Origin of the sequence: Nonomuraea sp. NPDC049607, assembly GCF_040675375.1 — a bacterium.
Taxonomy (GTDB): Bacteria; Actinomycetota; Actinomycetes; order Streptosporangiales; family Streptosporangiaceae; genus Nonomuraea.
In genome coordinates this window covers 60,753-72,726 of record NZ_JBFAOV010000007.1, presented here as the reverse complement: position 1 = coordinate 72,726, position 11,974 = coordinate 60,753, and the positions used below count along the sequence as shown (strand labels likewise).

At 71.3% G+C, this 11,974-nt stretch carries 11 protein-coding genes; 5 read left to right on the top strand and 6 right to left on the bottom strand.

Going from position 1 to position 11,974, the window contains the following annotated elements; all coding sequences use genetic code 11:
* Positions 1–53: 53 nt before the first annotated feature.
* A complete protein-coding gene (locus AB0J97_RS16185) occupies positions 54–1,385 on the bottom strand; it encodes a hypothetical protein (RefSeq protein ID WP_357695160.1) in 1,332 nt (443 codons plus the stop codon).
* Between the two features lie 229 nt (positions 1,386–1,614).
* On the opposite strand from AB0J97_RS16185, the gene AB0J97_RS16180 reads away from it, so the two are divergent.
* From AB0J97_RS16180 to AB0J97_RS16165, 4 genes are read left to right on the top strand one after another with little or no spacing between them, the layout of a single operon-like run.
* Positions 1,615–2,166, top strand: coding sequence for a MarR family transcriptional regulator (locus tag AB0J97_RS16180; protein WP_357695162.1), 552 nt, complete (start codon positions 1,615–1,617; stop codon positions 2,164–2,166).
* Positions 2,150–3,088, top strand: a complete 939-nt coding sequence (locus AB0J97_RS16175; protein WP_364088963.1) for a tetratricopeptide repeat protein — start codon at positions 2,150–2,152, stop codon at positions 3,086–3,088. Before AB0J97_RS16180 ends, AB0J97_RS16175 begins: the two co-directional genes overlap by 17 nt.
* Before the next feature lie 9 nt (positions 3,089–3,097).
* Complete coding sequence (locus AB0J97_RS16170; protein ID WP_357695165.1) at positions 3,098–3,727, top strand: cytidylate kinase-like family protein; 630 nt, start codon at positions 3,098–3,100, stop codon at positions 3,725–3,727.
* A gap of 56 nt (positions 3,728–3,783) precedes the next feature.
* The gene (locus AB0J97_RS16165; RefSeq protein ID WP_357695167.1) at positions 3,784–5,193 is read left to right on the top strand and encodes an NAD-dependent malic enzyme; all 1,410 of its coding nucleotides are present in this window, start codon (positions 3,784–3,786) and stop codon (positions 5,191–5,193) included.
* A gap of 171 nt (positions 5,194–5,364) precedes the next feature.
* On the opposite strand, the gene AB0J97_RS16160 is transcribed toward AB0J97_RS16165, so the two are convergent.
* From AB0J97_RS16160 to AB0J97_RS16140, 5 genes are all read right to left on the bottom strand, one after another.
* The gene (locus tag AB0J97_RS16160; RefSeq protein WP_364088959.1) at positions 5,365–5,850 is read right to left on the bottom strand and encodes a hypothetical protein; all 486 of its coding nucleotides are present in this window, start codon (positions 5,848–5,850) and stop codon (positions 5,365–5,367) included.
* Positions 5,851–5,921: 71 nt separating this feature from the next.
* Positions 5,922–6,974, bottom strand: a complete 1,053-nt coding sequence (locus AB0J97_RS16155) for a glycosyltransferase family 4 protein (protein ID WP_364088956.1) — start codon at positions 6,972–6,974, stop codon at positions 5,922–5,924.
* A gap of 202 nt (positions 6,975–7,176) precedes the next feature.
* Complete coding sequence (locus AB0J97_RS16150) at positions 7,177–8,727, bottom strand: glycerol-3-phosphate dehydrogenase/oxidase (RefSeq protein WP_357695173.1); 1,551 nt, start codon at positions 8,725–8,727, stop codon at positions 7,177–7,179.
* A gap of 14 nt (positions 8,728–8,741) precedes the next feature.
* A complete protein-coding gene (gene glpK, locus AB0J97_RS16145; RefSeq protein WP_364088952.1) occupies positions 8,742–10,199 on the bottom strand; it encodes a glycerol kinase GlpK in 1,458 nt (485 codons plus the stop codon).
* 85 nt (positions 10,200–10,284) lie between these two features.
* Positions 10,285–11,037, bottom strand: coding sequence for an IclR family transcriptional regulator (locus tag AB0J97_RS16140; RefSeq protein WP_357695177.1), 753 nt, complete (start codon positions 11,035–11,037; stop codon positions 10,285–10,287).
* A gap of 301 nt (positions 11,038–11,338) precedes the next feature.
* Between AB0J97_RS16140 and AB0J97_RS16135 the strand changes: the two genes are divergently transcribed.
* Positions 11,339–11,959 (top strand): TetR/AcrR family transcriptional regulator, encoded by a 621-nt coding sequence (locus AB0J97_RS16135; RefSeq protein ID WP_364088948.1) that lies wholly within the window; start codon positions 11,339–11,341, stop codon positions 11,957–11,959.
* Positions 11,960–11,974: the final 15 nt, after the last annotated feature.

Here is an 11,974-nt window from a genome sequence, read left to right as displayed (position 1 = left end):
TGACTACCCGCCAGGCGATCATCAGTGCCAGCCGTATGGTGACATCTTCGTCGTCAGCCTGAGGTGCCCGCGGTGCCGGGGTCGGGGTAGACCGGGTAGACGTGGCTGCTCTCGGGCGTGACGCCGGAGGGCGGCGTCAGGACCGCGGTGGGAGCCGGCCCGCCGCCGAAGTGCGTGCTGGACAGGCGGCAGGACTGGAAGTCGCTGTAGAACATGCGCAGCCACTCCCTGCGCTGGTGCTCGTCGAGGCCCGAGAACCAGGACGCGGCGTACTGGTGCTCGGGCAGCGGGCCGCCGGGCAGCGGCTCGCCGCGCAGCCAGGCCATCACGATCTCCCGGTAACCGTCGGCCGGCGTGCCGGGGCAGCGGGCGGCCAGCGCGTCGATGTACTCGTAGGCCGCCTCCTCGGCGAACCCCGCCGACAGGTCGGGCACGTGGATGGGCGCCAGGCCGTTGGAGGGCTTCAGCGGCTCGTCCAGCGGCCGCTGCTCCACCCGCGTGAACGCGGCCGGCGTGCCGGCCAGGCGCGAGGCGATCTGCGTGAACACCGCGCCCAGCTCGGTCTGCCCGGCCCGCATCCCGGGGTGCAGGCAGACCGTGATCGGCCATTCCTGGCAGGCGTAGGCGATGTCCTCGGCCGCGGCCGGCTTGGGGTGGGCCAGCATCCGCGACACGCCCATGCCCGCCGCCAGCACGGCCAGCAGCGCGCACGCCAGCACCAGGGCCTGCCTGGTCACCAGCGCCGCCCAGCCGAGCAGCAGCGCGCAGGTGATGCCGAGCAGCCAGATCGTCTGGTCGAAGAACGGCGCCCCGCCCAGCCCCTGGAACAGGTCGTACGGCTCGCCCGTGCCCGGCACCAGCCGGTCGGCCAGCCCCCGGTCGTCGGCCAGCCACGAGAAGGCGACGTAACAGGCCAGCCCCGCGATCGGCGGCGTGAGCGCCTTGGGCACGACCCACCCGGCCACCCACCCGATCACCGCGTAGAGCGCCAGGCCCGCCATGCCCATGCCGAGGCCGGACAGGCTCAGCCGCCCCGCCTGGTCGGTGAGCACGGTCTTGACCGCCAGCACCAGCACCGTCGCGCCGAACGAGCCCAGCACCACCACCACGATGGCCAGCGGCGCCTTGAGCGCCCGCCACGTGGTGAGCGAACGCCCGCGCAGCGCGCGCCGCTTGCGCAGCGCCACCCACGCGGCGAACGCGGCCGCCACGGGCCCGGTCATCCGCAGCGAGCCGATGACCGCCGCCAGGATGTTCTCCCACGCGTCGACGCCAGGTATCAGGACGTTCCACGCCGCGACCAGGCCGAGAGCGAGCAGCACCGCCACTGTCACGGCCGCGCTGTGCTTCAGCTCCTCGCGTGTAACGCCCGCGTGCTCACGCACCCTGTATCCCGTTGCAGTTCACCAAGCACCCCCCGTGCCCCTGGCAATGCGGAAGAATGTCAGCCCAGATCCGTCCCCACGGCAGTTGGACTTGGCTTCCGCGTCACCTTACGTAAGAGAACCATAACGGAGCGTGATGATTGACGGTCGGATTCTTGGTCAAGCGGTGAAGCCTGTCGCTCCAGGTAGCCCGACGAAACCGGGACGAGAGGCGCGCTAACGTAGCGCTGTGTCCCAGCCGAAGCCGCTCAATCTGCCGTTCGATCCCATCGACCGCGCCGCGGAGAGCTGGCGTGCCCGCTTCGGGCCTTCCTCCGCGATGGCCGCGGTCACCTCGATCATGAGAGCACAGCAGATCCTGCTGTCACAGCTCGACTCCCTCCTCAAGCCCCACGATCTCACCTTCGCCCGCTACGAGGCCCTGGTGCTGCTGACCTTCAGCCACACCGGCTCGCTGCCGCTGTGGAAGATCGGCGAGCGGCTCATGGTCCATCCCACCAGCGTCACGAACACGGTGGACAGGCTGGAGAAGTCCGGGTTCGTCTGCCGCCTGCCCAACCCCCGCGACGGCCGCGGCGTGCTCGCCGAGATCACCGACCAGGGCAGGGAGGTCGTGCGCCGGGCAACGGACGACCTGATGGCCGCCGAGTTCGGCCTGACGATGTACGCCGAGGACGAACTCCAGCAGATCTTCGACCAGCTCCGCACGCTGAGGGTGGCGGCGGGTGACTTCTCCGGCCCGTCCATGCGGCAAGATGAGGAGCATGGCGGACTTCTCTAGGCCCGGGTCGCTCTACGGAGCTGTGGACCTGGGCGCGCGCAAACAGGCACTGGATGCCCAGGCCCGGCGGGAGGCCGCCGGTCCCCAGGGGGCCACCTCGGCCTCGGTCGTCGACGTGACCGAGGAGACGTTCACGACGGACGTCATCGACCGTTCGATGACCGTGCCGGTGGTGCTCGACCTGTGGTCGCCCCGGTCGCCGGGCAGCGCCCAGCTCAGCCCCGTGCTGGAGAAGGTGGTCGGCGACATGGGTGGCCGGGCCGTGCTGGCCAAGGTCAACGTCGACACCAGCCCCCAGATCGCGCAGGCGCTGCGGGTGCAGGCCGTGCCCACCGTGCTGGCCATCTTCCAGGGGCAGGCCGTCACCGGCTTCCAGCAGGTGCTGCCCGAGCAGGAGGTGCGCCGCTGGCTCGACGAGCTGATGGGCGCGGTCGAGCAGTTCTACCAGGCCAACCCCGACGCCCGGCCGCCCGCGGCCGAGGAGGGGGAGGAGGCGCCCGCCGGGCCGCCCGCCGACCCCGACCTGGTGGCCGCCGAGCAGGCCATCGACGCCGGAGACCTCGACGCGGCCGAGGTGGCCTACCAGCGCCTGCTGGCCCGCATCCCGGGCGACGAGGACGCCAAGATGGGCCTGGCGGGCGTCGGCCTGATCAAGCGCACCTCCGAGGCCGACCCGGCCGACGTGCAGCGGCGCCTCCAGGACCCGTCCGACATCGACGCGCAGCTGCTCGCCGCCGACCTGGAGATGCTCTCCGGCGCGGTCGACGAGGCGTTCGAGCGCGTCGTGGCCGTGGTCAAGCGCACCTCGGGCGACGACCGCGACCGGGCCAGGAAGCATTTGCTCGGGCTTTTCGACGCATTGCCGTCAGACGACCCATCCTTGGCGAAAGCGCGTAGAGCATTGGCGAACGCCCTGTTCTAACCTGGAGGTATGCGGGTCGTCACGATCTCCGCGGCCTACGGCACGGCCGGCAGCCACATCGGCCCGGCCGTCGCCGAACGGCTCGGCGTGCCCTTCGTCGACCGTGCCATCCCCAGCGCGGTGGCCAAGGAGCTCGGCTGCACGCTGGAGGAGGCGCTGGCCCACGACGACCGCGCCGAGCACGGCCTCGGCAGGCTCCTGTCCGGCGCGATCAGGCTGCCCACGGTCACCTTCGGCGGGGTGGACATGTACGTCCCGGGCGCGATGCCCCTGCCGCCGGAGGAGTTCGTCCGGCGCACCGAGCGCATGCTGAAGGAGATGGCGCTCACCCAGGGCGGCGTCTTCCTGGGCCGTGCCGGGGCCCTGGTGCTGGCCGACCATCCGGGCGCGCTGCACGTCAGGCTCGACGCGCCGCTCAAGCGCCGGATCCGCCAGACGGCCACGCTGAGCGGGATGAGCGAGCGGGAGGCGAAGGCCGTCATCGAGGACAACGACCGGGCCAGGACGGCGTACGTCCGCCATTTCTACCGGGCGGATCCGGGCGATCCGTGCCACTATCACCTTGTGCTCGACAGCACCACGATCCCCGTCCCCGCGTGTGTCGAACTCATCGTCACCGCAGCGACGGCACTGGGTTGACCTGATGCCCCCTATCCTGGGATGACTTCTTGGTCAGTCCCGAAGGAGCGATTGACGTGGCGACCGTCCCGAGTGTGTCGTACTCCATAACCGTGCGTCTTGAGGTGCCCGCAGGCGGCAAGGCCGTGAGCCAGCTCACCCACGCCGTAGAGTCGGCCGGAGGCGTGGTGACCGCACTCGACGTCACCAACGCGGGCCACGAGAAGCTCCGCATCGACGTCACCTGCGCCGCGCGTGACACCGACCACGCGCAGGCCATCGTCGACCAGCTGGAGGCGGTCGAGGGCGTCGTCATCCACAAGGTCTCCGACCGCACGTTCCTCATGCACCTCGGCGGCAAGATCGAGATGAAGTCGAAGGTGCCGCTGCGCAACCGCGACGAGCTGTCGATGGCCTACACCCCGGGTGTGGCGCGCGTGTCGATGGCCATCGCCAGGAACAAGGAGGACGCCCGCCGCCTGACCATCAAGCGCAACTCGGTGGCCGTGGTCACCGACGGGTCGGCGGTGCTCGGGCTGGGCAACATCGGGCCGGAGGCCGCGCTGCCGGTCATGGAGGGCAAGGCGGCCCTGTTCAAGCGGTTCGCGGGCATCGACGCCTGGCCGATCTGCCTCGACACCCAGGACGTCGACGAGATCGTCCGCACGGTGCAGTTGATCGCCCCCGGCTTCGGCGGCATCAACCTGGAGGACATCGGCGCGCCGCGCTGCTTCGAGGTCGAGCGCCGGCTGCGCGAGCTGCTGGACATCCCGGTCTTCCACGACGACCAGCACGGCACGGCGATCTGCGTGCTGGCGGCCCTGACCAACGCGCTGCGCGTGGTGAACAAGTCCATCGAGAACGTCAAGATCACGATGGCGGGCGCCGGCGCGGCCGGGAACGCGGTGCTGCGGCTGCTGCTGGCCGCGGGGGCGCGCAACGTGGTGGTCTGCGACTACCTGGGCGCCGTGCACAAGGGCCGCGACGACCTCGACGAGTCGCTGCGCTGGATCGCCGAGCACACCAACGCCGAGGGCTACGCGGGCGACCTGCGCGGCGCGGTCAAGGACGCCGACGTGTTCGTGGGCGTGTCCGCGCCCGGCATCCTGACCGGCGACGACATCGCCACGATGGCCAAGGACTCCGTGGTGTTCGCGCTGGCCAACCCCGAGCCCGAGGTGTCGCCCGACGACGCTCGTGAGCACGCCGCGGTGGTCGCGACCGGGCGCTCCGACTACCCCAACCAGATCAACAACGTGCTGGCGTTCCCGGGCGTGTTCCGGGGGCTGCTCGACGCGCAGGCCGGCGGGGTGACCCAGGAGATGCTGCTGGCCGCGGCGGGCGCGCTGGCGGCGGTGGTGACGCCGGAGGAGCTGGGCCCCAACTACATCGTGCCGAGCGTGTTCCACCCCGACGTGGCGACGGCGGTGGCGGCCGCGGTCCGCGAAAGCGCCGGCGGCCGGGCCCGGGGCTTCACCGAGGCGTGATCCGCCAGGGGCCGATCCGTCCGGTTCGGCCCCTGCGTGCTTTCCACCCGGGCGGCCCACAGAGCGAGCCGGTGAAGGGTCAGAGGGCGTGACCTGGAAGGCCATCAGCCGAAGTACGGCAGGTGGGGTGACCACGCGAAGCCGTGAAGACAAAAGGCGGCTGGTTGTCGTCTACGTGTGGGTGACGGCGGGGATGAGGCGGTAGCTTTCCTGGAAGACGAGGTTGTGGGCGTCGGCGGCGGCGATGGCGCGCAGGGTCGTGAGCTGGCCCGCCGCGTCCGAGTGGTCGAAGACGTTCAGCGGCCAGTCGCCCACCGTGTTGCCGCGTAGGTGCGGGTGGTGGAAGTCGGCGCCGTAGTGGGCCACGATCGCGATCGGCAGGATGTCCTTGTCGCGCTGTTCCGGCCAGGTGAGCGACCACATGGCGTTCAGCCCGCCCTCCTGAGACCTGGTGAGCCCGCTGGACACCACCTGCCCGGTGCCGAGGAGCAGGTCGGCGTTGAACTCGTCCAGCGTCGCCCGCGCCACCGGGTCGAGCAGCTCGACCGCCGTGGCGAACAGGCGTTCCTTGTCCTCCCGCGCGGTGACGCCGCCGTGGACGCCGTCGCGCAGGTCGGTGAAATGCCTGATCAGAGCCTCGTTCATGGCAGTGCGCATGCCTACCATCTTCCCCCGGGACGGCGGCGACACCCTGTGCGGCGGCGATCCGCCGCATGGGAACGCGCAGGTCAGGCGGCGAAGGGCGCCGGACGCCGATCGCGGACGCTCAGTTCGTAGATCTTCTCGTAGCCCATGGCCATGCCGAGCGCGTCGAAGTTGCGCTTGACGTGCATGCGGCAGTCGGCCGGGTTCAGGCCGCCCGCGGCTTCGACGGCCTCGGCCAGGTCGGCGGGCCCGTCGCAGATGTAACCGGTGACACCGTCGACGAGGACCTCGCCCACGGCGCCGCCGCGCAGCGCGACCACCGGGGTGCCGCTCGCCATGGCCTCGGTCATCACCATCCCGAAGGACTCCTCCCGGCGGCTGGGGAAGAGCAGGCAGTGCGCGTTCGCCAGCAGCTCGCGCTTGCGCGGGCCGTCGGCCTCGCCGACGTGGACGGCGTCGTCGCCGAGCCGGGGACGGATGTGGGTGTCGAAGTACTCGTGCTCGGACGGCTCGTTCATCCCGCCGGCGAGCAGGATGCGCCGTCCGGCCTTCCGGGCGGCGTCGATGGCCAGGTGGGCGCCCTTGTCGGGGCTGAACCGGCCGAGGAAGAGCGTGTAGTCCTCCTTGCGCTCGCGGAAGGGGAAGCTCTTCAGGTCCACGCCGTTGTGCACGGTGCCCACCCAGTTGAGGTCGGGGGCCTGCATGCGCTGGAACGTCGAGGTGGACACCAGGCCGACGGAGTCGCCGAGCCGGCGGAGCCGCTCGGCCTGCTCGCCCGAGGCCGGGCCGTGCACGGTCGTCACCGTCGGGATCCGGGGGTTCAGGGCGGTCAGCGGGCCCGCCGGAGAGTGGTCGTGGACGACGTCCACGTCCAGGTCCTCCAGCCGGACGTCGGGGACCGCCGTTCCAGGGACGGGTTCGTCCAGCGGGTGGGAAGGGGGTTCGGAGTAGGCGGCGAGGAAGTGGGCGGAGGCGCCGGGGCGGCCGGCTCCGATCAAGGTGACCTGGTGGCCCAGTCTGAGCAGGGATCGCGCGAGGTCGTCCATCATGACCCTGACACCGCCGTACGAGCGGGACGGGTTCTCGAACCTCGGGGGAGCCACCAGCGCGATGTGCAGCCGGGACTGGGCGGACATGACGTCACCTCCGTAGGGGCGGCAGAAAGGGGTACAGCCGGTCGGCGGCCCGCCGCCTCGGTGCGGCCGCGGGGGGTTCCCGGCGGTCCTCGGCGACGGATGCGAGGGTGGAGATGCCCAGAATCGGCCGACATGAACCTCTGATCTGCGGTGACGGCCGTCACCCCGGCCGCGGCGGCACAGGCCGCGGCCGGGGTCACCGTCAGCCGAGGAGCTGCTCGATCCGGGTGCGGACGTCGGGCGTGTCGAGCCCGCGCACGGTGAGCGTGGTACGGCGGCGCACGACGTCGTCCACGGTGGCCGCCCACTCGTGGTCGCGGGCGTAGACGGCCTGGGCCCAGATGTCGGGCCCGTCGGGGTGGATGCGCTCGCCGAGCGAGGGGTCCTCGCGGATGAGCCGGGCCACGTCGAAGGCGATCGTGCCGTAGTGGGTGGCCAGGTTGCGGGCGACCAGCGGGTCCATGCGGGCGCCCGGCTCCCGTTCGGTCCACAGGCGCATGGCGACGGCGTCGGGGCTGGCCAGGCCCGGCAGCGGCACGGCCGGCAGGATGGCCGCCAGGTCGTCGCCGAGCGGCCTTCCGGGCAGGCGGGCGAGGGTCTCCAGGACGTGCCTGCCGATGTGGCGGTAGGTGGTCCACTTGCCGCCCGCGACCGACAACATGCCGCCCGCGCCCCTGGTCACCACGGTCTCCCGCTTGGCGGCCGACACCTGGGCGGGCCCGCCGGGAAGCACGCGCAACCCGGCGAAGGCGTAGGTGATGTCCTCGCGGCGGAGCTGGCAGTCGCGTACGGAGTGGCCGGCCTCGTCGAGGATCTGGGTGATGTCGGCGTCGGTGGCGCGCACGTCGGCCGGGTCGCCCTCGTACGCCTCGTCGGTGGTGCCGAGCAGCAGGTGGTCCTCCCACGGGATGGCGAAGGAGACCCGGTATTTGTCGATCGGCGTGGTGAGCGCGGCCTTCCACGGGTCGTGGCGGCGCATGACCAGGTGGGCGCCCTTGGACAGCCGGATGCTCGGCGCGGCGTTCGGGTCCTCCATCCGCCGCAGGTGGTCCACCCACGGGCCGGTGGCGTTGAGGACGAGCCGGGCGTTCACCCCGAACTCGGTGCCGTCGAGGCGGTCGCGCAGCTCCGCTCCGGTCACGTTGCCGCCCGACTTGCGCAGGCCGACGACCTCGGCGTGGTTGAGCACGACCGCGCCCGCGTCCACGGCGGCGCGCACGGTCATGACGGCGACGCGGCTGTCGTTCATCTGGTGGTCGCCGTAGACGGCGGCGGCGCGCAGGCCCTCGCTGCGCAGCGCGGGCACCCGGCTCATGGCCTGGTGCGGTGTGATGACCCTGCCCATGCCGTCGCCGAACACCGACAGCGCGGAGTACAGGAAGACGCCGGCGCCGAGCTTGGCCGCGCCGTGCGGGCCGCCCTTGTAGATCGGCACCAGGAAGGTGAGCGGTTTGACCAGGTGGGGTGCGATGTCGCCGGCCAGGGCGCGGCGTTCGCGGTGGTTCTCGGCGACCAGTTTGACGTTGCCGGTCTGCAGGTAGCGCAGGCCGCCGTGGACCAGCTTGGACGACGCGCTGGAGGTGGCCCCGGCGAAGTCGCCGGCCTCGACCATCGCCACCCGCAGCCCGGCCTGCGCGGCCATCCAGGTGACGGAGGTGCCGAGGATGCCGCCGCCGATCACCAGCAGGTCGTACGTGGCGCGGGAGAGCTCGTCCCGGATCTCGGCCCTGTCGGCGCCGATGGCGATGTTCATGACGTGCTCCAGTCCTACTTTTCGACCCAGTCGAGGGTGCGGGCCACGGCCTTCTTCCAATTGCGGTACTCCCGCGCGCGGACCTGTTCGTCGATCTCCGGCCGCCACTCCGACGCCTTGTGCCAGTTGGCGCGCAGGCTGTCGAGGTCGGGCCAGTAGCCGATGGCCAGGCCGGCGGCGTACGCGGCGCCGAGCGCGGTGGTCTCGGCGACCATCGGCCTGATCACGGGGACGGCCAGCACGTCGGCCAGCGTCTGCATGAGCAGGTTGTCGGCCGTCATGCCCCCGTCGGCGCGCAGCGTGGTCAGGTCGAGCCCGGAGTCGGCGTTCATCGCGTCGACGACCTCGCGGGTCTGCCAGGCGGTGGCCTCCAGGACGGCGCGGGCGATGTGTCCCTTGGTGACGAACCCGGTCAGCCCGGCGATCACGCCACGGGCGTCGGAGCGCCAGTGGGGCGCGAACAGCCCCGAGAAGGCCGGGACGAAGTAGCAGCCGCCGTTGTCGTCGACGGTCTTGGCCAGCGTCTCGATCTCGGCGGCGCTGGAGATCAGGCCCAGGTTGTCACGCAGCCACTGCACCAGCGAGCCGGTGACGGCGATCGCGCCTTCGAGCGCGTACGTGGCCGGGCCGTCGCCGATCTGGTAGCCGACCGTGGTGAGCAGGCCGTGCCGGGAGACGACGGGCTCCTGGCCGGTGTTCATCAGCAGGAAGCTGCCCGAGCCGTAGGTGCTCTTGGTCTCGCCGGGTTCGAAGCAGGTCTGGCCGAACAGCGCCGCCTGCTGGTCGCCGAGCGCGGAGGCCACCGGCACGCCGGCCGCGGTGTGGCCGTAGACCTCGGCGGACGGACGGATCTCCGGCAGCATCGCGCGCGGCACGCCGAGGGCGGCGAGCAGGTCGTCGTCCCAGCTCAGCGTGTGGATGTTCATCAGCATCGTGCGGCTGGCGTTGGTCACGTCGGTGAGGTGGCGGCCGGTCAGGTTCCACAGCAGCCAGCTGTCCATCGTGCCGAACAGCACCTCGCCGCGCTCGGCCCGCTCCCGCAGCCCGTACGCGTCGAGCAGCCAGCGGATCTTCGGCCCGGAGAAGTACGTGGTCAGCGGCAGCCCCGCCTTCTCCTTGAACAGCGCCTCGTGCTCGGCGAGCGCCTGGGTGAGCGCGTCGGTGCGGGTGTCCTGCCACACGATCGCGGGGCAGACGGGACGTCCGGTCTCCCGGTCCCACAGGACGGTGGTCTCGCGCTGGTTGGTGATGCCCAGCGCGGCGATGTCGAGCCCCTCGGTGGCCTCGGCCATGACGGTCTGGACCGACTGCCAGATCTCCTCGGCGTCGTGCTCGACCCAGCCCGGCTTGGGGAAGATCTGGCGGTGCTCGCGCTGGGCGACGGTGACGATGTTGCCGGCCTGGTCGAAGACGATGCACCGGCTGGACGTGGTGCCCTGGTCAATGGCTGCGATGTAGTGCGGTCGAGGCACGAGGTTCCTCGCTTGGGAGTCGGGGTTCGACATTGTCGAACGATGTGAGCGATGTTACGTGTTCGCCCCGGTGTTGTTCAACCGGTCATCTGGCCAGATCGCGGGTGATCGCGCGGGCGGCGTCGCGGACGTAGGAGACGTACTCCATGGTCAGGGCGCCGTCGGCGGTCAGCCGTTCGACCGCGCCCCGGATGCCGATGGCGCCCACCACGAGGCCGCGCGGGTCCTTGATCGGAGCCGCGATGGCGACCTCGCCCTCGGTCAGCTCCTCCATCTCGGCCGCCCACCCCCTGGTCCGGACCTGCTCCAGGTCCTCCTCCAGCTTGGCGGTGTCGACCAGCGTCCGGTCCGTGTACGCCGGCAGCGGCGGCGCCGTGAGCGACTCCCCGTAGGGGTCGTAGGCGAGCAGCACCTTGCCGAGCGCGCTGGCGTGCGTCGGCAGGTAGGTGCCGACCTGGAGGGTCTGCATGCTGTCGTCGGGGCGGAACACGTGGTGGATCACCAGCACGTGGCCCTCGTGAAGGGTGCCGATCCAGGCGCTCTCCCTGCTCCGCCCGGCCAGGGCGTCGGCCCAGTTGATCGAGCGGGTGCGCAGCTCGTTGACGTCGAGGTAGCTGCTGCCCAGGTGGAGCAGCGTGGCCCCGAGCCGGTACTTGCCGGTCGCCGCGTCCTGCTCGACGAAGCCGACCCGGACCAGCGTGCGCAGGATGCCGTGGAGCGTGCCCTTGGGCAGGCCCAGCGCCCTGGCCAGCTCGGCCACGCCGAGCTGGCGGGGGCCGGAGGCGAGCAGGCGCAGGATCGCGGCCGCCCGCTCCACCGATTGAATCGTCTCTCCCACGGCGGCAACCATAGCGCAGATCGGTTCGACATTGCCGAACGCCTTTATGGAATCAGCGCTCCCGCGACGGTCGGCGCGGCGTTGACGGACGCCGCCACGCTCACCCCCTGAAGGACGGTCCCCACCGCTCGCAATGGCCACGGCGAGCATCAACCGGAAGCCCGGCAAGAGCGCGGGAACCAGCCGCTGTGCGGACGTCGTCCGATCGGAGGGGCCGGTCGAAAAGTACGATCACGACAGCTCCTTAATGGGACAAATGCTCCATTAAGTGTGCCATGACGTCAGCATGAAAGGGGAGTTGATGGAACAAGAGTCCCGTTTGGCGGGGACTGTGCGGCCGGGGGGCCGCACCGCGCGCGTGCGCGCGGCCGTGCTGGAGGCCACTCAGGACGAGCTGGTCGAGCACGGCTTCCATGGGCTGACCATGGATCAGGTGGCGGCCAGGGCCGGCGTGGGCAAGACCACGGTCTACCGGCGCTGGGGGAGCAGGGCAGGGCTGGTCACGGATCTGATGATCGAGCTGGCCGAGCAGTCGTCACCACACGCCGACACGGGATCCGTCGAGGACGACCTGCTGGCCAACGCCATGGCCGTGGTGGGCGCGGTCACCGACCACCGGCTCGGGGCCACCTTCCAGGCGGTGATCGCGGCGGGCACGTCCGACGCGCAGGCCGTCCAGGCGTTGCGGGCCTTCTATCTGCGGCGCATCGAGGAATGGGCCAAGGTCGTCGACCTCGCGGTGAAGCGGGGGGAGTTGCCCGAGGGCACTGACGGGATGGAGGTGATCCGGGCGATCTCCGCGCCGCTCTACTACCGCCTGCTGGTCACCAAGGAACCGGTGGACCAGGGGGTCGCCACGGACGCGGCGCTGCGCACGCTGGCGGCGGCGCGGGCGGGCGCGTTCGTCCCACGGGAGGCCTGACACCGTACGGGCGGG

What these genes read in the sequence shown, in the direction of transcription:
- AB0J97_RS16170 (WP_357695165.1), top strand. Translation starts at nt 3,098, where the DNA reads ATGCGGGTCGTCACGATCTCCGCGGCCTACGGCACGGCCGGCAGCCAC.
- AB0J97_RS16155 (WP_364088956.1), bottom strand. Translation starts at nt 6,974, where the DNA reads ATGTCCGCCCAGTCCCGGCTGCACATCGCGCTGGTGGCTCCCCCGAGG.
- AB0J97_RS16150 (WP_357695173.1), bottom strand. Translation starts at nt 8,727, where the DNA reads ATGAACATCGCCATCGGCGCCGACAGGGCCGAGATCCGGGACGAGCTC.
- AB0J97_RS16175 (WP_364088963.1), top strand. Translation starts at nt 2,150, where the DNA reads ATGGCGGACTTCTCTAGGCCCGGGTCGCTCTACGGAGCTGTGGACCTG.
- AB0J97_RS16135 (WP_364088948.1), top strand. Translation starts at nt 11,339, where the DNA reads ATGGAACAAGAGTCCCGTTTGGCGGGGACTGTGCGGCCGGGGGGCCGC.
- AB0J97_RS16160 (WP_364088959.1), bottom strand. Translation starts at nt 5,850, where the DNA reads ATGCGCACTGCCATGAACGAGGCTCTGATCAGGCATTTCACCGACCTG.